17 protein-coding genes are annotated in these 23,309 nt (G+C 70.1%); 14 read left to right on the top strand and 3 right to left on the bottom strand.

Features of this window, described 5'->3' with window-relative positions; all coding sequences use genetic code 11:
* The first annotated feature begins 202 nt into the window (after window positions 1–202).
* From AB0I54_RS26545 to AB0I54_RS26520, 6 genes are all read left to right on the top strand, one after another.
* Complete coding sequence (locus AB0I54_RS26545; RefSeq protein WP_363298665.1) at window positions 203–1,906, top strand: extracellular solute-binding protein; 1,704 nt, start codon at window positions 203–205, stop codon at window positions 1,904–1,906.
* Between the two features lie 27 nt (window positions 1,907–1,933).
* Window positions 1,934–2,968: an ABC transporter permease subunit gene (locus tag AB0I54_RS26540; protein WP_363298664.1), complete on the top strand. Its 1,035-nt coding sequence runs from the start codon at window positions 1,934–1,936 to the stop codon at window positions 2,966–2,968.
* Complete coding sequence (locus AB0I54_RS26535) at window positions 2,965–3,918, top strand: carbohydrate ABC transporter permease (protein ID WP_363298663.1); 954 nt, start codon at window positions 2,965–2,967, stop codon at window positions 3,916–3,918. The genes AB0I54_RS26540 and AB0I54_RS26535 overlap by 4 nt, the downstream gene beginning before the upstream one ends.
* Before the next feature lie 164 nt (window positions 3,919–4,082).
* Window positions 4,083–6,050 carry a beta-galactosidase gene (locus tag AB0I54_RS26530; protein WP_363298662.1) on the top strand — a complete coding sequence of 656 codons (1,968 nt, stop codon included), beginning with the start codon at window positions 4,083–4,085 and terminating at the stop codon, window positions 6,048–6,050.
* Complete coding sequence (locus tag AB0I54_RS26525; RefSeq protein WP_363298661.1) at window positions 6,047–8,251, top strand: glycoside hydrolase N-terminal domain-containing protein; 2,205 nt, start codon at window positions 6,047–6,049, stop codon at window positions 8,249–8,251. The genes AB0I54_RS26530 and AB0I54_RS26525 overlap by 4 nt, the downstream gene beginning before the upstream one ends.
* 35 nt (window positions 8,252–8,286) lie before the next feature.
* Window positions 8,287–9,000, top strand: coding sequence for a hypothetical protein (locus tag AB0I54_RS26520; RefSeq protein WP_363298660.1), 714 nt, complete (start codon window positions 8,287–8,289; stop codon window positions 8,998–9,000).
* Between the two features lie 52 nt (window positions 9,001–9,052).
* Here the strand turns inward: AB0I54_RS26520 and AB0I54_RS26515 are convergent, their stop codons facing one another.
* Both AB0I54_RS26515 and AB0I54_RS26510 read right to left on the bottom strand, forming a co-directional pair.
* Window positions 9,053–11,095, bottom strand: coding sequence for a glycoside hydrolase family 31 protein (locus AB0I54_RS26515; protein ID WP_363298659.1), 2,043 nt, complete (start codon window positions 11,093–11,095; stop codon window positions 9,053–9,055).
* 52 nt (window positions 11,096–11,147) lie between these two features.
* The gene (locus AB0I54_RS26510; RefSeq protein WP_363298658.1) at window positions 11,148–12,170 is read right to left on the bottom strand and encodes a LacI family DNA-binding transcriptional regulator; all 1,023 of its coding nucleotides are present in this window, start codon (window positions 12,168–12,170) and stop codon (window positions 11,148–11,150) included.
* A 245-nt stretch (window positions 12,171–12,415) separates the two neighbouring features.
* Between AB0I54_RS26510 and AB0I54_RS26505 the strand changes: the two genes are divergently transcribed.
* Both AB0I54_RS26505 and AB0I54_RS26500 read left to right on the top strand, forming a co-directional pair.
* Window positions 12,416–13,225 carry an endo-1,4-beta-glucanase gene (locus AB0I54_RS26505; RefSeq protein WP_363298657.1) on the top strand — a complete coding sequence of 270 codons (810 nt, stop codon included), beginning with the start codon at window positions 12,416–12,418 and terminating at the stop codon, window positions 13,223–13,225.
* Between the two features lie 123 nt (window positions 13,226–13,348).
* A complete protein-coding gene (locus AB0I54_RS26500; RefSeq protein WP_363298656.1) occupies window positions 13,349–15,280 on the top strand; it encodes an acyl-CoA dehydrogenase family protein in 1,932 nt (643 codons plus the stop codon).
* Between the two features lies 1 nt (window position 15,281).
* Here the strand turns inward: AB0I54_RS26500 and AB0I54_RS26495 are convergent, their stop codons facing one another.
* Entirely contained in the window at window positions 15,282–15,740 is a 459-nt protein-coding gene (locus AB0I54_RS26495) for a lamin tail domain-containing protein (RefSeq protein WP_363298655.1), read from the bottom strand.
* A gap of 189 nt (window positions 15,741–15,929) precedes the next feature.
* Between AB0I54_RS26495 and dxr the strand changes: the two genes are divergently transcribed.
* The 6 genes from dxr (at window position 15,930) to AB0I54_RS26465 (ending at window position 23,273) form a co-directional block, all read left to right on the top strand.
* Entirely contained in the window at window positions 15,930–17,192 is a 1,263-nt protein-coding gene (dxr, locus tag AB0I54_RS26490; RefSeq protein ID WP_363298654.1) for a 1-deoxy-D-xylulose-5-phosphate reductoisomerase, read from the top strand.
* A gap of 8 nt (window positions 17,193–17,200) precedes the next feature.
* Window positions 17,201–18,490: a site-2 protease family protein gene (locus AB0I54_RS26485; RefSeq protein WP_363298785.1), complete on the top strand. Its 1,290-nt coding sequence runs from the start codon at window positions 17,201–17,203 to the stop codon at window positions 18,488–18,490.
* 170 nt (window positions 18,491–18,660) lie between these two features.
* Window positions 18,661–19,818 (top strand): flavodoxin-dependent (E)-4-hydroxy-3-methylbut-2-enyl-diphosphate synthase, encoded by a 1,158-nt coding sequence (ispG, locus tag AB0I54_RS26480; protein ID WP_363298653.1) that lies wholly within the window; start codon window positions 18,661–18,663, stop codon window positions 19,816–19,818.
* A 172-nt stretch (window positions 19,819–19,990) separates the two neighbouring features.
* Entirely contained in the window at window positions 19,991–20,839 is an 849-nt protein-coding gene (locus tag AB0I54_RS26475) for a GNAT family N-acetyltransferase (RefSeq protein ID WP_363298652.1), read from the top strand.
* Window positions 20,840–20,926: 87 nt separating this feature from the next.
* Window positions 20,927–21,496 carry a GNAT family N-acetyltransferase gene (locus tag AB0I54_RS26470; RefSeq protein WP_363298651.1) on the top strand — a complete coding sequence of 190 codons (570 nt, stop codon included), beginning with the start codon at window positions 20,927–20,929 and terminating at the stop codon, window positions 21,494–21,496.
* A gap of 73 nt (window positions 21,497–21,569) precedes the next feature.
* Window positions 21,570–23,273 carry a proline--tRNA ligase gene (locus tag AB0I54_RS26465; RefSeq protein ID WP_363298650.1) on the top strand — a complete coding sequence of 568 codons (1,704 nt, stop codon included), beginning with the start codon at window positions 21,570–21,572 and terminating at the stop codon, window positions 23,271–23,273.
* The last annotated feature ends 36 nt before the right edge of the window (window positions 23,274–23,309 follow it).

The following is a 23,309-nucleotide window of genomic DNA, read 5'->3' as shown; positions in this document are numbered from 1 at the left end:
ATCTTGGAAGCGACCCTTGTGCGCCCCTGGGTGTTCACTTAACCTCGCAGCACATCGAAGCGCTTCGACGAAGAGGTCTGCGGCCGGGAGGTGCGCATACCGGGGCATGCGTCGGAGGACCGCTTCGGCTCAGCCAGTTCCACTCGAGACACCGCGGCCGCCACCGCCGGGTGTCCCTGGTGCGCCACGAAGGGTTGACGCAATGACGCCGAACGCCTCCTCCGCCTCCTCCGCCTCCTCCGCGCCCAGCCGGAGAAGCTTCCTCGCCTCCACCGCGGTCGCCGCCGCAGCGGTGGCGGGAGGGATGCCGCTGCTCGCCGCCTGCGGTGGTTCGGACAGCGGCTCGGGCGGGGGATCCTCGTCGGGCAAGGGCGCGAAGAAGCTGCTTCCGGCCTACGTCGCGGGCAACGTGGTGACCCCGGACATCGCCTCGAAGAACGGCTCGGCGGTCGGCTTCACCGGCAAGCTCGACCTCGCCGGCCTCAAGACGTCGGTGCCGAAGAAACTCGGCAAGGGCGGCAAGGTCAGCATCATGTCGCCGTTCTGGGGCACCCCGCCCAAGGCCGACAACGCCTACTACCGGGCGATGAACGACCGCATCGGCGTCGACGTCGGCTGGCAGAACCAGGACGGCAACACCTACGACCAGAAGCTCGGCGCGGTCCTCGCCTCCAGCGACGTACCGGACATGGTGGTCGTCCCCGGCTGGAACATGGGCGGCAAGATACCCAGCGCCATCATCGGCAAGTTCGCCGACCTCGGCCCCTATCTGTCCGGGGACGCGGTCAAGGACTACCCGAACCTCGCGGCCGTACCGACTGACGCCTGGCGGCGCTGCATCTTCGGCGGCAAGCTGCGCGGCCTGCCGATGCCCGCCTCGTACGTCACCAACATCGTGCCCCTCTACCGCAAGGACATCTTCGACAAGGAGGGGTACGAGATCCCGCGCTCGGCCGACGAGTTCATGGCGCTGGCCAAGGAGATCACCAACGCCAGGGCCAAGCGCTGGGCCTGCACGGACATGAAGTGGACCGCCTTCAACAGCTTCGGGGTGCTCTCCGGCAGCGAGAAGCCGCTCGGCTGGAACCTCGTCGACGGCAAGCTGGTCTACCGCATCGAGACCCAGGAGTACCTGGAGGCGCTGGAGTGGACCCGCAAGCTCTTCGCGGCCGGCGTCGTCCACCCCGACGCCAAGCTCGGCAAGAGCAGCGCCACCGACCCCGGCCCCAAGTTCGCCGCCGCCGAGTTCCTGATCTACAACCAGGACATCTCGCAGTGGTGGAGCCGCACCGCCGAACAGGCCACCCAGAACCCGGACTACAAGATCTGGGGCATGGACATCTGGGGCCACGACGGCGGCGACCCGGCCCTGTTCGCCACCCAGCCCGCCAACATCTTCGCCTTCATCAACAAGAAGGCATCGGAGTCCGTGATCCGGGACGCGCTGGCCGTCGCCAACGTCACCGCCGCGCCGTACGGCACCGAGGAGTACATGCTCACCAACTACGGCGTCGAGGGCACCCACTACACCGTCAAGAACGGCGTGCCCACCAAGACCACCCAGGGCAACAACGAGGTCCTGAACGCCTACGTGATGGTCGCGAGCCCCGCCGCGACCATCGCCCACCCCGACTTCCCGGACGTCGCCAGGGGCCAGGTCGAGTGGCAGCAGCGGATGGGCGCCTTCACCAAGAAGTCGGCCTTCTACGGCCAGCAGATCACCGAGCCCACCCGCTACACCAACCTCTCCAACGACTTCGAGCAGCTGGAGGACGACATCGTCCGCGGCCGCAAGAAGATCAGTGACATGCAGCAGGCCGTCGCCGACTGGAAGAGCAAGGGCGGGGACAAGCTCCGCGACTGGTACCGCAAGCTGCTCGACGAGAACGGCTCCGCGGCGAGCTGACCGGGAACCGAGGCAAGGAGAACGACCGTGTCCCACAGCACGGTGCCTCGGAGCAGGGCCGAGGCCGACACGACGGGAAGCACCCCGGTGGCGTCGGGCGCCGCCACCGGCTCCCGGGAGAAACGACGATCCGGGAAGCTGAGCGTGCGGCTCAGATTCAGACGCGACCGCACGCTGCTCCTGATGACGCTGCCGGCCGTCCTGCTGGTCCTGCTCTTCAACTATGTGCCGATCCTCGGCAACATCGTCGCCTTCCAGGACTACGACCCCTACGTCAGCGACAACGGCATCGTCTCCATGCTGCACAGCCCCTGGGTCGGCGTGGAGAACTTCCAGCGGATCTTCGAGGACTCGGCCTTCTGGGGCGCCGTCCGCAACACGCTGGTGCTGTTCTTCCTCCAGCTGGTGCTGTACTTCCCGATCCCGATCGCGCTCGCGCTGCTCATCAACAGCGTGGTCAGGCCCCGGGTCCGGGCGCTGTCGCAGGCGATCCTCTACCTGCCGCACTTCTTCTCCTGGGTGCTGGTCATCGCGGTCTTCCAGCAGCTCTTCGGCGGCGCGGGAATCTTCTCGCAGCTGCTGCGGCAGCACGGGTACGACGGCCTCGACATCATGACCGACCCGGACACGTTCAAGTTCCTGATCACCGCACAGAGCGTGTGGAAGGACGCCGGCTGGGGGATCATCGTCTTCCTCGCCGCGCTGGCCTCGGTCAGCCCGGACCTGTACGAGGCCGCCGCGATGGACGGCGCCGGCCGGTGGCGCCGCATGTGGCACGTGACCCTGCCCGCGCTGCGCCCGGTGATCGCCCTGCTCCTGGTGCTCCGCGTCGGCGACGCCCTCACCGTCGGCTTCGAACAGATCCTGCTGCAGCGCGATGCCGTCGGGCCGGGCGCGGCGGAGGTGCTCGACACCTTCGTGTGGTGGAACGGCGTGCGCAACCAGGACTTCGGCTACGCGGCGGCCGCCGGACTGATCAAGGGCGTCGTCAGCCTCGGCCTGGTCCTGGCCGCGAACAAAGTGGCCCATCTCATGGGCGAGCAGGGGGTGTACAAGAAGTGACCGCAGTGATCGACAGGCCGCCGAACTCCGAGCCGCCGAACGCCGGGCCCCGCCGGTGGCAGGCGCCGCCTCGCCCGGTGTGGGAGGAGCGACCCAGCAGGGCCGGCCTCGCGGGCAAGGGCCTGGTCCTCGCGCTCGCCTGCCTGGGCATCCTCTTCCCGCTGTGGATCGTCCTCGTGACCAGCCTCTCCTCACGCAGGACCATCGACGAGGCCGGCGGTCTGGTGATGATCCCCAAGGGCATCACCTTCGTCGCCTACCAGGAACTCCTCAGCGGCGGACAGGTCACCCGCGCGGCGGTGATCAGCGTCCTGATCACCCTCGTCGGCACGCTGTTCTCGATGACGGTGTCCGTCCTGTGCGCGTACGGCCTCTCGCGCACCGGGTCGCTCGGTCACCGCTGGCTGCTGATGATCCTGCTGGCCACGATGTTCTTCAGCGCGGGCCTGATCCCGACGTATCTGCTGGTGCAGTCCCTCGGTCTGACCGACACCTACCTCGCCCTGATCCTGCCGAGCGCGATCAGCGTCTTCAACATCCTGGTGCTGCGCGGGTTCTTCATGGGCATCTCGCAGGAACTCATCGACAGCGCGCGGATCGACGGCGCGGGTGACGTCCGGATCCTGTGGCAGATCGTCATGCCGCTCTCCAGGGCGGTGCTCGCCGTGATCACCCTGTTCTACGCGGTGGGCTACTGGAGCGCCTGGTTCAACGCCTCGCTGTACCTCAACGACCAGGACATGATGCCGCTGCAGAACGTCATGATCCAACTGGTCCAGAAACAGGAGGCCCCGGTGGGCCTGGGCCAGGCGATCAAGACGGGCCAGCTGTCGGGGCTCGCGGTGCAGATGGCGGTCATGGTGATGGCGCTGCTGCCGGTGGCCGTGCTGTCTCCGTTCGTCCAACGCCACTTCAAGAAGGGCATGCTGACGGGCGCGGTTAAGGGGTGAGCGGCGCCTGCTGAAGTGGGGGCCGTGGTGTGTCGGCGGCTGCGGGTTCGTCGTGGCCGGTCGCGCAGTTCCCCGCGCCCCTGGGGTGCGGCAGCTCCGCGAGCCGACAAGTCGACCCCCGGCACCAGACCATGATCCGACCCACTCTGAGGAGCCCACGCCCGATGCCGAAACTCAGCGACGTCACCCGTGGCCGCATCCTCTTCGGCGGTGACTACAACCCCGAGCAGTGGCCCGAGGAGACCTGGCACGAGGACATCCGGCTCATGCGGGACGCGGGCGTCAACTCGGTGACGATGGGCGTCTTCTCCTGGGCGAAGCTCGAACCCCGGCCGGGGGAGCGGGACTTCGGCTGGCTGGACACGCTCATGGACCTGATGCACACGGCCGGCATCGGCGTCGTCCTCGCCACCCCCACCTCCTCGCCCCCGCCCTGGATGGGCCGGCTCCACCCGGACACCCTGCCCCGCGACGCCGACGGCCGCACCGAGTGGTGGGGCGGCCGCCAGCACTTCTCGCACTCCAGCGCCACCTACCGGCGCTACGCGGCCGCCATCACCGAGGACCTCGCCGCCCGTTACGCCGACCACCCGGCCCTCACCCTGTGGCACATCAACAACGAGTACTGCACCTTCGACCACGGTGACGAGGCGGCCGCCGCCTTCCGCCGCTGGCTGCGCGACCGGTACGGCACCCTGGACGCCCTCAACACGGCCTGGGGCACGGCCTTCTGGGGCCAGGGATACGACTGCTGGGACGGCATCCTCCCCCCGCGCCGCACCCACTACCTGAAGAACCCGGCCCAGGTGCTGGACTTTCGCCGCTTCACCTCCGACATGCTCCTGGAGTGCTTCACCGCCGAGCGCGACATCGTCGCCCGGCACACCCCGCACATCCCGGTCACCACCAACTTCATGCCGCTGTGGACCGGCCAGGACGCCTGGCGCTGGGCCGAGGAGGAGGACATCGTCTCGGTCGACCTCTACCCCGACCCGCGCGACCCCCTCGGCCCGCAGCACGGCGCGCTGGTCCAGGACCTCACCCGGTCCCAGGCCCGCGGTCCCTGGATGCTCATGGAGCAGGCGGCCGGACCGGTCAACTGGCGGGGTGTGAACCACCCCAAGCCCCGCGGCCTGGGCCGCCTCTGGTCCCTCCAGGCCGTGGCCCGCGGCGCCGACGCCGTCTGCTACTTCCAGTGGCGCCAGTCCCGGCAGGGCGCGGAGAAGTTCCACTCCGGGATGGTCGGCCACGCGGGGGAGCGGGGCCGCACGTACCAGGAGATCAGACGGCTCGGCGCCGAACTCGCGCTCATCGGACCCGAGGTGGCGGGCGGCCGCATCCGCTCCGACATCGCGATCCTGCACGACTGGCACGCCTGGTGGGCGGGCGCCCAGGAGGGCCGCCCCTCCACCGAGGTCGATCACCCGGCCCTCCTGCACGCCTGGCACCGCGCCCTGTGGGAGTCCCACCTCACCACCGACTTCGCCCACCCCGAGCACGACCTGTCCGGCTACAAGCTCGTCGTCGTCCCCCAGCTCTACCTCCTCTCCGACACGGCGATCGAGAACCTCCTCGCCCACGTCCGTGGCGGGTCCGCCCTGGTCTGCGGCTTCATGACCGGCGTCGCCGACGAGGACGACCGGGTGCGGCCCGGTGGCATGGACGTCCGGCTGCGCGAGCTGTTCGGCATCCGCACGCTGCACGAGTGGTGGCCCCTGGACGCCGGGGAGACCGTGGCCTGTGACGGCTTCCGCGGGACCCTGTGGTCGGAGGAGATCGAGGCCGCGCCCGACGTCACTGAGACGGTCCGCTACAAGGGCGGGGAGCTCGACGGCCTGCCCGCGGTCCTGCGCAAGGGGCAGGCGTGGTACGTCTCCACGCTCCCGGAGCCCGAGGCGCTGCGCGGACTGCTCGCCCGTGTCGCCGCCGACGCGGGTGTCCGCCCGGTGCTCGACAACGTCCCGCCGGGTGTGGAGGCCGTCCGCCGCGGCGATCTGCTGTTCCTGCTCAACCACGGGCGCGAGTCGGTCACCGTCGAGTGCCCCGGCACCCACCGCGACCTGCTCACCGGCACGACGGTCATGGACGAGATCACCCTCGGCCGCTACGGCGCGGCGGTGCTCGGGCCATGACCACCGGACCCGTCCACGGAACCTGGGAGCCCCTCCCGGCCGCCCGCTGGGAGGACGCCTTCCTCAGCGGCAACGGCCACCACGGCACCCTTGTGTTCGGCGATCCGAACGATGACCGTGTCATCGTCACCCATCACACCCTCGTCCGCCCCAACGGCGGCGAGTCGGCCCGTCCTCCGCGGCTCGCCGCCGAACTCCCCGCCCTCCAGGACCGGTTGCTCGCGGGCGACCGGATGGCCGCCGAGGGCTTCACCGACGGCCGTCCGCTGCAGTGGGTGCAGCCGTTCCACCCCGCCTTCCGGATACGGCTGCGACGGCCTCCCGGCGCCCGGCACGACTACCGCCGGTCCCTCGACTTCGCCACCGGCGAGGCGACGGCCCGCTGCGACGGCTGGACCAGCAGGGTCTTCGTCTCCCGGGCGGACGACGTGATCGTCCAGCAGGTCACCGCCACCGACCTCACGCTCGACATCCGGCTGGATCACCGGCGCCCGGGCGCGCCCACCGGCCTGGGCGTCGGCCACGGCGCCCTGCGCACCCCCGAGGGCGCCGTGCTCAGCCTCCGTGCCAGCTATCCCGGCAGCGACCGCGCCTACACGGGCGTGACCCTGGTCGCGACCGGCGGGGGTACGACGACCCTCGTCCCACCGGGGGTGCGCCTCCAGGGCGGCGAGTCCGTCCTGCTGCTCACCCGGGTACGGCGTCACACCGGGGAACTGGACGTCGTCGAGGAGGCACGGGCCCTGCGCGACCTCCTCACGCAAGCGCCCGGACCACGGTCGTACGAGGACCTCCTCGACCGCCATCTCTCCCTCCACCGCACCGCCTACCGCCGCGTGACCCTCGACCTCGCCGCCGACCCGGCCGAACGCGCCCTGCCCGGCTCCGCCCTGCTGGAGCACCCGCTCGGCCCGGCCCTCCTGGAACGGCTCTTCGCGGCCGGCCGCTACCATCTGCTCTCCGCGAGCGGCCTGTTTCCGCCGAGGCTCACCGGCCTGTGGACCGGCGACTGGAACACCGCATGGTCCGGCGCCTTCACCACCGACGCCAACCTCAACCTCCAGACGGCCTCGGCGGCGGCCGCGGCGCTCCCCGAAGTCACCGCGGCACAGGCTGAGCTGATTCACCGTCAACTGCCAGACTGGCGGGACAACGCCCGCACGATCTTCGGCGCCCGGGGCGTGGTCGCGCCCGCGCACACCGACGGCGTGTCCGGGCTGTCGTACCACTTCAGCCGCGAGTACCCGCTGCACCTGTGGACCGCGGGCGCCGACTGGCTGCTCAAGCCGCTCGTCGACCACGAGGAGACCAGCGGTGAGCGGGACCCGCGCACCACAGCCGCCCTCGCCGAGGTCGCACGGTTCTACGAGGACTTCCTCACCCGCACCGACGAGCACGGGCACCTGGTCGTCGTCCCCTCCTACTCACCCGAGAACCGGCCCGCCGACGCCAGCTGGGGTGCGATCAACGCGGCCATGGACCTCTCCGCCGCCCGGCACGCCCTGCTCACGGCCGCCGACCGCCATCCGGAGCACGCGGACGCCTGGCGTGCCCTCGCCGACCGGCTCCCCCCGCACCGCGTCAACGCCGACGGCGCCCTGGCCGAATGGGCCCGGCCGGAACTGGACGACACCTACGACCACCGCCACCTCAGCCATCTGTACGGGGTCTGGCCCCTCGACGAGATCAACCCGTACGACACCCCGGACCTGGCCAAGGCCGCCCACCGCGCCCTCGAACTGCGCGGCTCGGAGAACCACTCGGCCCACGGCCATCTGCACCACGCCCTGATCGCCGCCCGGCTCAGGGACGCCGACCGGGTCGCCCACGCCCTCGCCCGCGTGCTGGAGGGCGACTTCTTCCACGCCTCCCTGATGAGCGCCCACTACCCCGGCCGGGACGTCTACAACGCGGACGCCGCGCACACCCTGCCCGCCGTGCTGATCGAGATGCTCGTCCAGTCGACCCCCGACCGGCTGGTCCTGCTGCCCGCGCTCCCGGCGGCGTACCCGGAGGGCGAACTCCGCGGTGTGCGCACCAGGTTCGGCGCGGAGATCGACCTGACCTGGAGCCCCGGCGGTGCCACGGCGGTCGTCCGACCGACCCGCACCCACCGCATCGACCTGCGGACTTCCTCCGGCGCACAGCCGCTCGACCTGGCCGCCGGAGAAGACCGCGTCCTCACCCTGGGGACGCGGTGACCCCACCCCATCCCCCCACCCATGGAAGGGACACCATGGCAACCAGCACCCTGAGCCGGGTCACCAAGGCCCTGCTCGCCCCCGCCCTGGCGCTCGGCGCCACCGTCGCGCTCGCCTCCGCCCCCGCCTCCGCCGCCGTGTGGAGCTCCTGCGACCAGTGGGGCAACACGATCCTGCACGGCTACACCCTCTACAACAACATCTGGGGCTCCGGCGCCGGTAGCCAGTGCGTCTGGGCCAACTCCGGTACCAACTGGGGCGTCTGGGCCAATCACCCCAACACCGGTGGCATCAAGTCCTACCCCAACGCCAAGAAGGTGATCAACAAGCCGATCACCTCCCTCGGATCGCTCACCAGCAGCTACAACGTCACGGTGCCGTCGTCCGGCGCGTACAACACCTCGTACGACATCTGGGACACGGCCTACCACTACGAGATCATGCTCTGGGTCAACAAGACCGGAGCCGTCGGCCCGCTCGGCACCTCGCAGGGCAATCTGACGCTGGGCGGGCACACCTGGACCGTCTACAAGGGCAACAACGGCTCCAACGACGTCTTCTCGTTCGTCCGCACCTCGAACTCGACCTCCGGCACGGTCAACGTCCTGCCCATCCTGAAGTGGATCAAGGACACCAAGGGCTGGTTCGGCAACGTGACCATCGGGGACGTGCAGTTCGGCTACGAGATCACCAGCTCGTCCGGCGGCCTGGACTTCACCACCAACAGCCTGACGGTCAGCGGCAGCTGACCCCGCCGTGCCGAGGTGCCGGTTCCGGACAGGGGCCGGCACCTCGGCGCGCTCACTCCGCGATCGGCAGCTCCGCCCCGTCCCGCAGGAACAGGGGGATGCGGTCCAGCGGGGCGTCGACCGTCACCGCCGTGCCGCCCTCGTACGGGTCACCGGTCCACGCGTCCGTCCACCACGCGCCCGCCGGGAGGTAGGCCGTGCGGGCCGTGGCGCCCGCCGTCAGCACCGGGGCGACGAGCAGGTCGCGGCCGAAGAGGTAGGCGTCGTCGACCGACCAGGACGCCTGGTCATCGGGGAACTCCAGGAACAGCGGGCGCATCACGGGCAGGCCCTCCTCGTGGGCCTCCCTCATCACGCTCAGGACGTACGGCTTGAGGCGCTCGCGCAGCCGCAGGTACTTCTCCAGCACGGCGCCCGCCTCCTCGCCGTACGACCAGACCTCGTTGGGGCCGCCCGTCATGTCCGGGCCCAGCGGCATGCCCGGGTCGCGGAAGCCGTGCAGCCGCATCAGCGGGGACAGCGTGCCGAACTGGAACCAGCGGACCATCACCTCGCGGTACGCCGGGTCGTCCGGGTCGCCGCCGTGGAAGCCGCCGATGTCGGTGTTCCACCAGGGGATGCCGGAGAGGGAGGTGTTGAGGCCGGCCGCCACCTGGCGGCGCAGGGTCGCGAAGTCGGTGCCGATGTCACCGGACCACAGGGCGGCGCCATGGCGCTGACTGCCCGCCCACGCCGAGCGGTTGAGGGTGATCACCTCGGTCTCGCCGGCCGCGCGCAGGCCCTCGTCGAATACGCGGGCGTTCTCGCGCGGGTAGAGGTTGCCGACCTCCAGGCCGGGGCCGGCCCAGTAGCGCAGGTTCTCCGGGAAGCCGGGTTTCAGCTCGGGCTCGCAGGCGTCCAGCCAGAAGGCCGTGATGCCGTACGGGTCCAGGTAGTTCTCCTTGATCCGGGACCAGAGGAAGTCACGGGCGTCCGGGTTCGTGGCGTCGTAGAAGGCCACCTGGACGGTCGAGGCGACCTCCTTGTCGGGCCAGTCGGCGTGCGCCATCGGGCCGTACTGGGTGCCGATGAAGTAGCCGCGCTGCTCCATGACCGAGTGGTTCTCGGACAGCGGGGACACCGACGGCCACACGGACACCACCAGCTTGATGCCCAGCTCCGCCAGCTCCCGCACCATCGCCGCCGGGTCCGGCCACTCCTTCGGGTCGAACTTCCAATCGCCCAGATGGGTCCAGTGGAAGAAGTCGCAGACGATGGCGGACACGGGCAGCCCACGGCGCCCGTACTCCCGTGCCACGGCGAGGAGTTCGTCCTGGGTGCGGTAGCGCAGCTTGCACTGCCAGAAGCCCGCCGCCCACTCGGGCAGCATCGGCGTGCGGCCGGTCACCTCGCTGTAGCGGCGCTGGCCGTCGGCCGGGGTGCCCGCCGTGATCCAGTAGTCGATCTGGCGGGCCGAGTCCGCCACCCAGCGGGTGCCGTTGCCGGCCAGCTCCACCCGGCCGATCGCCGGGTTGTTCCACAGCAGGGTGTAGCCGCGGCTGGAGGTGAGGACCGGGATGCCGACCTCGGCGTTGCGCTGGACCAGATCCAGGACCAGGCCCTTCTGGTCGAACCGGCCGTGCTGGTGCTGGCCGAGGCCGTAGAGCCTCTCGTCGTCGTAGGCGGCGAAGCGCTGCTCCAGGCGGTGGTGGCCGTTGCCGACCGCGGTGTACAGGCGCGGGCCGGGCCACCAGAAGTGGGCGCGCTCCTCGGCGAGCAGTTCGCTCCCGTCACACGTGCGGACGAAGCGGATCAGGCCCTCGGCGCTCACCTCGACGGTGAGGGCGCCGACCGTCAACCGCCCCTGTCCGTCCTCGGTCTTGACGGTGTATGGCGTCGCCGGGGCGTCGTCGAGCAGCGCGCCCGGGAGCCCCTGGAGTATCGGGCCGCCGAGGCGTGCCCGGACCCGGACCGCGTCCGGACCCCATGGCTCGATGCGGACGGTCTCCTGACGGCCGCTCCACTCCAGCGCGCCGTCCCGCTCGCGGAAGGTGCCGACGGTGGGTGACGACTGCGCGAGGCTCACCTGGGGCTGGTTTTCGGCAGGCTGATTCACGAAGGTTGCTCCCGAAACGACATGAGGTGCCCCGGAGGGCAGCGAAGGCTGGTCAGGAGGGGGCGGAGGCGGCCGGGGCCGGACCCGAGCTGGCCCGGACCGTCAACTCGGGCGAGATCAGCACGACTTCGTCGGTCCCACGGCCGTCGAGCTTGGCCACCAGGTGCTCCACGGCGTACCGGCCCATCTCCTGCGCGGGGATGGCCACGGACGTCAGCCGCACCGACGCCTGGACGGCGACCTGCTCCGGGCAGATCGCGACCACGGACACGTCCTCGGGCACGGCCCGGCCCTGCTGGCGCAGCAGGGCGAGCAGCGGCTCGACCGCGGACTCGTTCTGCACGACGAACCCGGTGGTGCCCGGGCGCTCGTCGAAGATCCGGGCGAGGGTGACGGCCATCGCGTCGTAGCCGCCCTCGCACGGGCGGTGCAGCACCCGAAGCCCCAGCTCCCGCGCGCGGGAACGGAGTCCGTCGAGGGTGCGCTCGGCGAAGCCGGTGTGCCGTTCGTAGACCGCGGGCGCCTCCCCGACGACGGCGATGTCGCGGTGACCGAGCTGGGCGAGGTGCTCGACGCACAGGGCGCCCGTCGCCGCGAAGTCCAGGTCGACGCAGGTCAGACCGGTGGTGTCGGCGGGCAGCCCGATGAGGACGGACGGCTGGTGGGTGCCGCGCAGCAGCGGCAGCCGCTCGTCATCCAGCTCGACGTCCATCAGGATCATCGCGTCGGCGAGCCCGCTGCCGGTGACCCGGCGCACCGCGTCGGGGCCCTCCTCGCCGGTGAGCAGCAGGACGTCGTACCCGTGCGTGCGCGCCGTGGTGGCCACCGCGATGGCGATCTCCATCATCACCGGCACGTACATGTCCGTCCGCAGCGGAATCATCAGCGCGATGATGTTCGACCGGCTGCTGGCCAGGGCGCGGGCGCCCGCGTTCGGGTGGTAGCCGAGCTCCCGGATGCTCTGCTCGACCCGCTGCCGGGTGATGGCGGAGATGGACCGCTTGCCGCTGAGGACATAGCTCACCGTGCTCGCCGAGACTCCGGCGTGCTGGGCGACCTCGGCGAGGGTGACCATCCAGCTCTCCAAGATGTGTGAAGCGCTTCGACAGTGCGCATTGCTGACAAGGGTGAGTGCAAGGCTGAGTGGGGGTGTCTCGACAGTAGCTTCAGCAGGGATGGGTGTCCATAGGTTGTCGAAGCGCTTCGACAACCTTTCCCGACCGCATTCGCGGCGGGCGCGCGGCGAGCGGGCGGCAACCTTTCGGCCGGGTTGCGACCACAGACGGGCGGCACACGAACCGTCCCCCGGAAGGACCCCCGATGCAACACCGCAGACCGCGCCTGTCCACCAAGGCGAAGACGCTCGTCGCGGCCTCGGTCGCCCTGGCGGCCGCCGCGGGCGTCACCGTGGCGCAGGCCGGCGAGTCGAGCAAGAAGTGCACGGCCTTCGACACCATCGCGCTCGGCAAGTACTACGTGAACAACAATCTGTGGGGCCAGGACAAGGGCACCGGTACCCAGTGCGTCTGGGACAACTCCCGAAGCGGCTCGACGATCTCCTGGGGCACCGGCTACAACTGGGCGAACAGCGCCAAGGGCACCGACTCGGACGTGAAGTCGTACGCCAGTACGGTCCTGGGCTGGCACTGGGGCTGGAAGGCCGACAAGGCGAGCACCCGGCTGCCGATCCGGGTCGGGGACCGCAAGAAGGTCACCGTCAAGTGGAGCTTCTCGGTCGGTTCGAACCCCGGCACCATGAACGTGGCCCACGACCTGTGGCTGCACGCCAAGGGCACCGCGGACTGGCAGGACCAGCCCACCGACGAGGTCATGATCTGGCTGAACCGCCAGGGCGGCGCGGGACCGCTGGGCACCAAGTACGGCAGCGTCAGCCTGGGCGGCTCCATGTGGGACATCTACCGGGGCGACATCGGCTGGAACGTCTACTCCTTCGTCCGGCGCACCAACACCACCGGCGACACACTGAACCTCGACGACTTCACCCAGGCACTCGTTCGGCGCAAGCTGCTGAGCAATGACAAGTACGTCTCCGGCATCGAGTCCGGGACCGAGGTGTTCAAGGGCTCCGGGCGGCTCGATACGAAGTCGTACTCCGTCGACATCGGCTGATACACGCGCCGATCGGACGCGCGAGGACTGGTGGGGGCGGCCCGTTTCGGGTACCAACGATCCAGTAGCACTGGTCAGTAGCGAACGGTCCCCGACAACCCTATTCGCGGCGAGGTGAGCCTCATGTCCGCCCCCACCACCAAACCCACGGTCACCGAGCGGGAGGCCCGGCAGGTCGCGGAGGCCGCCCGGGAACAGGACTGGCGCAAGCCCAGCTTCGCCAAGGAACTGTTCCTCGGCCGCTTCCGGCTCGACCTCATCCACCCCCATCCGCTCCCGGCGGACGAGGACGTGCAGCGCGGCGAGGAGTTCCTCGCCAAGCTGCGCGACTTCTGCGAGACACGGATCGACCCGGCCCGCATCGAGCGCGAGGCGCTGATCCCGGACGAGGTCATCGACGGGCTCAAGGAGCTCGGCGCCCTCGGCATGAAGATCGACACCAAGTACGGCGGGCTCGGCCTCACCCAGGTGTACTACAACAAGGCGCTCGCCCTGGTCGGCTCCGCCTGCCCCGCGGTCGGCGTGCTGCTCTCGGCGCATCAGTCGATCGGCGTACCGCAGCCGCTGAAGCTGTTCGGCACGCAGGAGCAGAAGGACGCCTTCCTGCCGCGCTGCGCCCGCACGGACATCAGCGCCTTCCTGCTCACCGAGCCCGACGTCGGCTCCGACCCCGCCCGCCTCGCCACCACCGCGGTGCCCGACGGGGACGACTACGTCCTCGACGGGGTGAAGCTGTGGACCACCAACGGCGTGGTCGCCGACCTGCTGGTGGTCATGGCCCGGGTGCCGAAGAGCGACGGCCACAAGGGCGGCATCACCGCCTTCATCGTGGAGACGAACTCGCCCGGCATCACCGTGGAGAACCGCAACTCCTTCATGGGGCTGCGCGGCATCGAGAACGGCGTCACCCGCTTCCACCAGGTCCGGGTGCCCGCCGCCAACCGCGTCGGGCCGGAGGGCGCGGGCCTGAAGATCGCGCTGACCACGCTGAACACCGGGCGGCTGTCCCTGCCCGCCTCGTGCGTCGCCGCCGGCAAGTGGTCGCTGAAGATCGCCCGGGAGTGGTCCGCGGCACGCGAGCAGTGGGGCAAGCCGATCGCTCAGCACGAGGCGGTCGGGTCGAAGATCTCCTTCATCGCGGCCACCACCTTCGCCCTGGAGGCCGTGAGCGAACTGTCGTGCCAGATGGCCGACGAGAACCGCAACGACATCCGCATCGAGGGTGCGCTCGCCAAACTGTTCGCCTCCGAGATGGGCTGGCTCATGGCGGACGAGCTGGTGCAGATCCGCGGCGGCCGCGGCTTCGAGACGGCTCAGTCGCTCGCGGCCCGCGGCGAGCGCGCGGTCCCCGCCGAGCAGATCCTGCGCGACCTGCGCATCAACCGCATCTTCGAGGGCTCCACCGAGATCATGCACCTGCTGATCGCGCGCGAGGCCGTCGACGCCCACCTCTCGGTCGCCGGTGACCTCATCGACCCCGAGAAGTCCCTGTCGGACAAGGCGAAGGCCGGTGCGAACGCGGGCGTCTTCTACGCCAAGTGGCTGCCCAAGCTGGTCGCCGGACCCGGCCAACTCCCGTCCTCCTACGGCCGGTTCAAGCACGGAGTGGACCTCGCCCCGCATCTGCGCTACGTCGAGCGGCACGCCCGCAAGCTGGCCCGCTCCACCTTCTACGCCATGTCCCGCTGGCAGGGCCGGATGGAGACCAAGCAGGTCTTCCTGGGCCGGATCGTGGACATCGGCGCCGAGCTGTTCGCGATGAGCGCGGCCTGTGTCCGGGCCGAGCTGCTGCGCAGCCAGGGCGACCACGGCCGCGAGGCCTACCGGCTCGCCGACGCCTTCTGCCGGCAGTCCCGCATCCGGGTCGACGAGCTCTTCGGCCGCCTGTGGAGCAACACCGACGACAACGACCGGAAGATCGTCAAGGGTGTCCTCGGCGGCGACTACGAGTGGCTGGAGCGGGGGATCGTCGACCCCTCGGGCGAGGGCCCGTGGATCGCCGACGCGACCCCGGGCCCGAGCACGCGGGAGAACGTGCACCGCCCCATCCGTTAGGTCAGCAGTACTTGTCGCTCGGATCCCGCGTCGTCCAGGAGCAGGAGTCGACCTTGGTGCCGCTCGCCTTGGTCAGCGTCGCCGTGTCGCTGGTGTTGTTCCACACGTAGGCGCGTCGGCCCTGGTACTTGTTCGACGCGGTGTCCGTGCCCTTGCCGGTGTGGATCTTCATGTACTTCCCGGCGCCGATCTTGACGTTCGGGAAGACGTACTTGTGGTTGGAGGCGTCCTTCAGGATCCAGCCCCTGAGGGAGATCGCCGAGCCGCTGGTGTTCTTGATCTGCACCCACTCGCCGTTCAGGCTCGTGTTGGACCCGGTGTCCGAGCCGGGGCTGTCGAACCAGACGTGATGGATGATCACGCCACCGGCCGCCTCGGCCGGGCTGCTGAGCAGGGTGCCGGTGAGCAGCGCCGCGCCCGCGAGAGCGGGCAGGGCAGCGCGTATGCGCAGGGTACGCATGGAGAGATCCCCCCAGGATGTCGTCCGCGGGCCGGCTGTCCGACCGGCCCGAACAGAAGTGTTATCACAAGGTCTTCACACCGGCTTCACAAAGGTGATTTCGCCCCATTCGGCAACGAGAGCTGATAAGGCACCCGCCCGAGGGACGCACTTGTCCTGCCGGACACCGGTTGCGGCAACAATGGGGGGATGAGCGACAGTCCAGCGCCCCTCGCCGACCCGCACCTCGTCCACGATCCCCACACCGGGGACGGCCCCAAGGACGTGGTGATCCTCGGCTCCACCGGGTCCATCGGCACCCAGGCCATCGACCTCGTGCTGCGCAACCCCGACCGTTTCCGGGTCACCGCCCTGTCCGCCAACGGCGGACGGGTGGCCCTCCTCGCCGAGCAGGCGTACCGGCTGCGGGTGCGGACCGTCGCCGTCGCCCGCGAGGACGTCGTACCGGCCCTGCGCGAGGCGCTCTCCGCGCAGTACGGCGCCGGGGAGACGCTCCCTGAAATCCTCGCCGGACCGGACGCCGCCACCCAGCTGGCCACTTCTGACTGTCACACCGTCCTCAACGGCATCACCGGCTCCATCGGCCTCGCCCCGACGCTCGCCGCCCTGGAGGCGGGCCGCACCCTCGCGCTCGCCAACAAGGAGTCGCTCATCGTGGGCGGCCCGCTGGTCAAGGCGCTCGCCAAGCCCGGCCAGATCATCCCGGTCGACTCCGAGCACGCCGCGCTCTTCCAGGCGCTGGCCGCCGGTACCCGCGCGGATGTGCGCAAGCTCGTCGTCACCGCCTCCGGCGGCCCGTTCCGCGGCCGTACCAAGGCGGAGCTGGCGCGGGTCACCGTCGAGGACGCCCTCGCGCACCCCACCTGGGCCATGGGCCCGGTCATCACGATCAACTCCGCGACCCTCGTCAACAAGGGCCTGGAGGTCATCGAGGCACACCTGCTGTACGACATTCCCTTCGACCGCATTGAGGTTGTCGTGCACCCGCAGTCGTATGTCCACTCGATGGTTGAGTTCACCGACGGATCCACACTCGCCCAGGCGACGCCCCCCGACATGCGTGGGCCGATCGCCATCGGTCTCGGCTGGCCCGAACGGGTACCGGACGCGGCACCCGCCTTCGACTGGACCAAGGCCTCGACCTGGGAGTTCTTCCCCCTGGACAACCAGGCCTTTCCGTCGGTCGACCTCGCCCGGCACGTCGGACGGCTCGCGGGCACCGCACCGGCGGTGTTCAATGCGGCCAACGAGGAGTGCGTCGAGGCGTTCCGTGCCGGTGCCCTGCCCTTCAACGGGATCATGGAGACCGTCACACGGGTGGTCGAGGAGCACGGAACGCCCCGTACGGGAACTCCACTCACGGTGTCGGACGTCCTCGAAGCGGAGACCTGGGCACGGGCCCGGGCCCGGGAACTGACAGCGCACAAGGCGACCGCGGAGGCGCGTGCATGACAGCCCTGATGATGATCCTCGGCATAGTCGTCTTCGTGGTCGGCCTGCTGGTCTCGATCGCCTGGCACGAGCTGGGGCATCTGTCCACGGCCAAGCTCTTCGGCATCCGCGTACCGCAGTACATGGTCGGCTTCGGCCCCACCATCTGGTCGCGGAAGAAGGGCGAGACCGAGTACGGGATCAAGGCGATCCCGGCCGGCGGCTACATCCGGATGATCGGCATGTTCCCGCCGGGCGAGGACGGGCGGATCACCGCGCGCTCCACCTCGCCCTGGCGCAGCATGATCGAGGACGCCCGCTCTGCCGCCTTCGAGGAGCTCAAGCCGGGCGACGAGACCCGCCTCTTCTACACGCGCGCGCCCTGGAAGCGCGTCATCGTGATGTTCGCGGGCCCCTTCATGAACCTGGTCCTCGCGGTCGCCCTGTTCCTCACGGTCCTGATGGGCTTCGGCATCTCCCAGCAGACGACGAGCGTCAGCTCCGTCTCCCAGTGCGTGATCGCGCAGACCGAGAAGCGCGACACGTGCAAGAAGTCCGACCCCGTCTCCCCGGCGGCGGCAGCGGGACTGAAGGCCGGCGACAAGATCGTCTCCTTCAACGGGGTCAGGACCGAAAGCTGGAACCAGCTCTCCGACCTGATCCGGGCCAACCCCGACAAGAACGTGTCCATCGTCGTCGAACGCAAGGGCCACGAGGTGACCCTGCAGGCCAAGCTCGTCAGGAACAAGGTCGCCAAGAAGGACGGCCACGGGCAGATCGTCGACGGCTACACCTACGCCGGCTTCCTCGGCTTCAGCGCCGCGACCGGCGTCGTCCGCCAGGACTTCGGCCAGTCCCTGACCTGGATGGGCGACCGGCTCGGCGAGGCCGTCGACTCCATCGCGGGCCTGCCCGGCAAGATCCCGGCCCTGTGGGACGCGGCCTTCGACGGCGCCCCCCGTCAGCCCGACTCCCCGATGGGCGTGGTCGGCGCGGCCCGCGTCGGCGGCGAGATCTTCACGCTGGACATCCCGCCGACCCAGCAGCTGGCCATGGCCCTGATGCTGGTCGCCGGTTTCAACCTCTCCCTGTTCCTCTTCAACATGCTCCCGCTGCTCCCGCTGGACGGCGGGCACATCGCGGGCGCCCTGTGGGAGTCCGTCCGCCGTCATCTGGCCAAGGTGCTGCGCCGCCCGGACCCCGGTCCGTTCGACGTGGCGAAGCTGATGCCGGTGGCCTACGTAGTGGCCGGAATCTTCATCTGCTTCACGATCCTCGTGCTGATCGCGGACGTGGTCAACCCGGTGAAAATCTCATAGCCACGTCACGTTCGAGGCGGCCCGCAGCCCTGTGCTCCGGGCCGCCTTCCATCGAGTGGGTTTAACCGGGTGGGATGTGCTCGGCCCTTGGCCAGTGCCGTAATCTCGAAGCCTGGAGCCCGCCGGTCACGGGACCGGACCTTGATCCACGACTTGGGGTTGCACAGCAGATGACTGCGATTTCTCTCGGCATGCCGTCCGTTCCGACCAAGCTCGCCGAGCGGCGCAGGAGCCGGCAGATCATGGTCGGCTCCGTGGCGGTCGGCGGAGACGCGCCGGTGTCGGTGCAGTCCATGACCACGACCCGCACGTCCGACGTCGGCGCCACCCTTCAGCAGATCGCGGAACTGACCGCGTCCGGCTGCCAGATCGTGCGCGTCGCCTGCCCGACCCAGGACGACGCGGACGCCCTCGCGACCATCGCCCGCAAGTCGCAGATCCCGGTGATCGCGGACATCCACTTCCAGCCGAAGTACGTCTTCGCCGCCATCGAGGCGGGCTGCGCGGCCGTCCGGGTCAACCCCGGCAACATCAAGCAGTTCGACGACAAGGTCAAGGAGATCGCCACGGCGGCGAAGGACCACGGCACCCCGATCCGCATCGGCGTGAACGCGGGCTCCCTCGACCGCCGGCTGCTCCAGAAGTACGGCAAGGCCACCCCCGAGGCGCTCGTCGAGTCGGCCCTGTGGGAGGCGTCCCTCTTCGAGGAGCACGACTTCCGGGACATCAAGATCTCCGTCAAGCACAACGACCCGGTCGTGATGATCGAGGCGTACCGGCAGCTCGCCGCCCAGTGCGACTACCCGCTCCACCTCGGCGTGACCGAGGCGGGCCCGGCCTTCCAGGGCACCATCAAGTCGGCGGTCGCCTTCGGCGCGCTGCTCTCCCAGGGCATCGGCGACACGATCCGTGTCTCCCTCTCCGCGCCGCCGGTGGAGGAGGTCAAGGTCGGCAACCAGATCCTGGAGTCCCTCAACCTCCGGCAGCGCGGCCTGGAGATCGTCTCCTGCCCGTCCTGCGGCCGCGCCCAGGTCGACGTCTACAAGCTGGCCGAGGAGGTCACGGCGGGCCTGACCGGCATGGAGGTCCCGCTGCGCGTCGCCGTCATGGGCTGCGTCGTCAACGGCCCCGGCGAGGCTCGCGAGGCCGACCTCGGCGTCGCCTCCGGCAACGGCAAGGGCCAGATCTTCGTCAAGGGCGAGGTCATCAAGACCGTGCCCGAGTCCAAGATCGTGGAGACCCTCATCGAGGAGGCCATGAAGCTGGCCGAGAAGATGGAGGCGGAGGGCACCGCGTCGGGCGAGCCGTCGGTGTCGGTGGCGGGCTGAGGCTTTCCGGGCGGGGCGGGTGCGCCCCCCAGGGGCGCGGGGAACCGCGCGATCAGCCACAGACGGCCGGCACCCGCCCGCAATCCGGAACCTCCCGAGCTCAAAGGCGCACAGCCAAAGCAGCGCAGCTATAGTGCGGAGATCAGCAGAACCCCGTGGTGAGGCCCCGCACGTGTTGACGCAGACCACCTCTCGGGTGCTCGAACCGAGCGACCTGGACGCGGCGCTCGCGGTCCTCGACCGCGAGCCCGTCGCGAATGCCTTCGTGACCTCCCGGGTCCAGATCGCAGGCCTCGACCCGTGGCGACTCGGCGGCGAGATGTGGGGCTGGTACGAGGACGGCATGCTGACGTCCCTGTGCTACGCGGGCGCCAACCTCGTCCCCATCTGCGCCACCCCGAGGGCCGTGCGCGCCTTCGCGGACCGCGCGCGCAGGGCCGGCCGCCGCTGCTCCTCCATCGTCGGCCCCGCCGAGTCCACCTCCGAGCTGTGGCGCCTCCTGGAGCCGCACTGGGGCCCGGCCCGCGAGGTCCGCGCCCGCCAGCCGCTCATGGTCACCGACCGCATGCCCGCCGACATCGCCCCGGATCCCTACGTCCGCCGCATCCGCAAGGACGAGATGGAGACGATCATGCCGGCGTGCGTGGCGATGTTCACCGAGGAGGTCGGCGTCTCCCCGCTGGCCGGCGACGGCGGGCTGCTCTACCAGGCCCGGGTCGCCGAACTCGTCGGCTCCGGGCGCTCCTTCGCCCGCCTCGACCAGAACGGCAAGGTCGTCTTCAAGGCGGAGATCGGCGCGGCGACCACCCAGGCCTGCCAGATCCAGGGCGTGTGGGTGGCCCCCGAGCACCGGGGGAAGGGGCTGGCGGCGCCGGGCATGGCGGCGGTGCTGCGGTACGCGCTGGCGGACGTGGCGCCGATGGTGAGCCTGTACGTCAACGACTTCAACACGGCGGCCAGGCGGACCTACCGAAGAGTGGGGTTCCAGGAGGTCGGCGCGTTCATGAGCATCCTGTTCTAGCTCCTGCGTCCAGCTCCCGCGCAGCGTGATCCGGCCGCGCTCCGCAGTGCAGTTCTGAGCCCGGTGCGAGACCTGTAGTCTCCCCGCATGCTGCGCTTTCCGGGGCACGGTCACCGCCATCCCGAGGACATCGTGATCGGCCCGCTCGACCTGCCGGCCCGCGTCGACGAGGCCCTCGCCGTACAGGCCGTCGCCTTCGGGCTCGGCGCGGACGAGGTAGCCGTACGCCGTCAGATCGTCCTGCGCCACATGACCTTCCCGGGCGCCCGCGCCCTCGGGGCCACCACCCCCGACGGCCGCCTGGCCGGATTCGTGTACGGCATGCCCAACGACCGCGCCCACTGGTGGTCCACCGTCGTGGAGCCCTATCTGCGCGCCCAGGGCCACGACGAATGGCTCGACGACTCCTTCGTGATCACCGAGCTGCACGTCCACCCGCGCCACCAGAACCGCGGCATCGGCCGCGCCCTGATCACCACGATCACCGACGGCGCCGCCGAACCCCGCTCGATCCTCTCGGCGATCGACACCGACAGCCCGGCCCGCGGCCTCTACCACTCCCTGGGCTACCAGGACCTGGCCCGCCAGGTCCTCTTCCCCAGCGCCCCCAAGCCGTACGCGGTCATGGGCGCCCCGCTGCCCCTGCGCCGCCGTTAACCGATTTCCACCGGCACAGCAAGCCCGGCTAACCTCCTTGCCATCACCCTTTCCCGGCAGGAGTACGAGAACCATGGCGAACGCACCGGTCCAGCGCATGTCCCAGTTGATGGCGAAGACGCTGCGCGACGACCCGGCGGACGCCGAGGTCCTCAGCCACAAGCTCCTCGTCCGGGCCGGCTACGTCCGCCGCACCGCGGCCGGCATCTGGAGCTGGCTGCCGCTCGGCAAGAAGGTCCTCTCCAACGTGGAGCGCATCGTCCGCGAGGAGATGGACGCGATCGGCGCCCAGGAGGTGTCGCTCCCCGCCCTGCTGCCGCGGGAACCCTACGAGGCGACGGGCCGCTGGGACGAGTACGGCGCCGAGCTGTTCCGGCTGCAGGACCGCAAGGGCGGCGACTACCTCCTCGGCCCGACCCACGAGGAGATCTTCACCCTGCTGGTGAAGGACCAGGCGTCCTCCTACAAGGACCTGCCCGTCATCCTCTACCAGATCCAGACCAAGTTCCGTGACGAGGCCCGTCCCCGCGCGGGCATCCTGCGCGGCCGCGAGTTCCTGATGAAGGACTCGTACTCCTTCGACACCGAGGACGAGGGCCTCGCCCGGTCCTACGCCCTGCACCGCCAGGCCTACCAGCGGGTCTTCGAGCGCCTCGGCCTCGACTACCGCATCTGCGCCGCGACCGCCGGTGCCATGGGCGGCTCCAAGTCCGAGGAGTTCCTCGCCCCGGCCGAGGCCGGCGAGGACACCTTCGCCGACTGCCCGAACTGCGACTTCGCGGCCAACACCGAGGCGATCACGTACGAGCTGAAGCCGGTGGACGCCACCGACGTGCCCGCCGCCGAGGAGATCCCGACCCCGGACACCCCCACCATCGAGACCCTCGCCGCCCACCTCGGCGTCCCGGCCTCCGCCACCCTCAAGAACCTCCTCGTGAAGGTCGACGGCGAGATCGTCGCCGTAGGCGTCCCGGGCGACCGCGAGGTCGACATGGGCAAGGTCGAGGCGCACTTCGCCCCGGCGGTCGTCGAGATGGTCACCGAGGCCGACTTCGCCAACCGCCCGGACCTGGTCCGCGGTTACGTCGGCCCGCAGGGCCTGGAGAAGGTCAAGTACCTCGCCGACCCGCGCGTCGCCCCCGGCACCTCCTGGATCACCGGTGCCAACAAGGCGGGCATGCACGCGAAGAGCGTCGTCGCGGGCCGTGACTTCGAGGTGGACACGTACGTCGACGTCGTGGTGGTGCAGGAGGGCGACCCGTGCCCGAAGTGCGGCACCGGTCTCAAGCTCGACCGCGCCATCGAGATCGGCCACATCTTCCAGCTGGGCCGCAAGTACACCGACGCCCTCAAGCTCGATGTGCTGGGCCAGAACGGCAAGCCGGTCCGCGTGACCATGGGCTCCTACGGCATCGGTGTCTCCCGTGCGGTGGCCGCCATCGCCGAGCAGAGCGCCGACGAGCACGGCCTGGTGTGGCCCAAGGAGGTCGCCCCGGCCGACGTCCACGTCGTCGCCGCCGGCAAGGCCCTGCAGACCGAGCTCGCCCTGGACGTCTCCGAGAAGCTGCGGGCGGCGGGCCTGCGCGTCCTGGTCGACGACCGGGCCGGCGTCTCCCCGGGCGTGAAGTTCACGGACGCCGAGCTCATCGGCGTACCGCAGATCCTGGTGGCGGGCCGCCGCTCCGCCGAGGGCGTCCTGGAGCTCAAGGACCGCAAGACGGGTGAGCGCGAGGAACTGACGGTGGACGAGGCGATCGCCCGCCTCACGGCGCGGTAGGGGAACTCCGCAGAACCCGACGGCGGCGGCAGTCAC

The organism is Streptomyces sp. NPDC050625, assembly GCF_040654755.1.
GTDB lineage: Bacteria > Actinomycetota > Actinomycetes > Streptomycetales > Streptomycetaceae > Streptomyces.
Note: the sequence above shows the minus strand (reverse complement) of the source record. Positions and strands in the feature narration are given on the sequence as shown.

Coding starts and splice junctions, on each gene's coding strand:
- AB0I54_RS26530 (WP_363298662.1), top strand. CDS start 4,083: ATGCCGAAACTCAGCGACGTCACCCGTGGCCGCATCCTCTTCGGCGGT.
- AB0I54_RS26505 (WP_363298657.1), top strand. CDS start 12,416: ATGCAACACCGCAGACCGCGCCTGTCCACCAAGGCGAAGACGCTCGTC.
- AB0I54_RS26520 (WP_363298660.1), top strand. CDS start 8,287: ATGGCAACCAGCACCCTGAGCCGGGTCACCAAGGCCCTGCTCGCCCCC.
- AB0I54_RS26545 (WP_363298665.1), top strand. CDS start 203: ATGACGCCGAACGCCTCCTCCGCCTCCTCCGCCTCCTCCGCGCCCAGC.
- ispG (WP_363298653.1), top strand. CDS start 18,661: ATGACTGCGATTTCTCTCGGCATGCCGTCCGTTCCGACCAAGCTCGCC.
- AB0I54_RS26495 (WP_363298655.1), bottom strand. CDS start 15,740: ATGCGTACCCTGCGCATACGCGCTGCCCTGCCCGCTCTCGCGGGCGCG.
- dxr (WP_363298654.1), top strand. CDS start 15,930: ATGAGCGACAGTCCAGCGCCCCTCGCCGACCCGCACCTCGTCCACGAT.
- AB0I54_RS26525 (WP_363298661.1), top strand. CDS start 6,047: ATGACCACCGGACCCGTCCACGGAACCTGGGAGCCCCTCCCGGCCGCC.
- AB0I54_RS26465 (WP_363298650.1), top strand. CDS start 21,570: ATGGCGAACGCACCGGTCCAGCGCATGTCCCAGTTGATGGCGAAGACG.
- AB0I54_RS26510 (WP_363298658.1), bottom strand. CDS start 12,170: ATGGTCACCCTCGCCGAGGTCGCCCAGCACGCCGGAGTCTCGGCGAGC.
- AB0I54_RS26485 (WP_363298785.1), top strand. CDS start 17,201: ATGATGATCCTCGGCATAGTCGTCTTCGTGGTCGGCCTGCTGGTCTCG.
- AB0I54_RS26500 (WP_363298656.1), top strand. CDS start 13,349: ATGTCCGCCCCCACCACCAAACCCACGGTCACCGAGCGGGAGGCCCGG.
- AB0I54_RS26470 (WP_363298651.1), top strand. CDS start 20,927: ATGCTGCGCTTTCCGGGGCACGGTCACCGCCATCCCGAGGACATCGTG.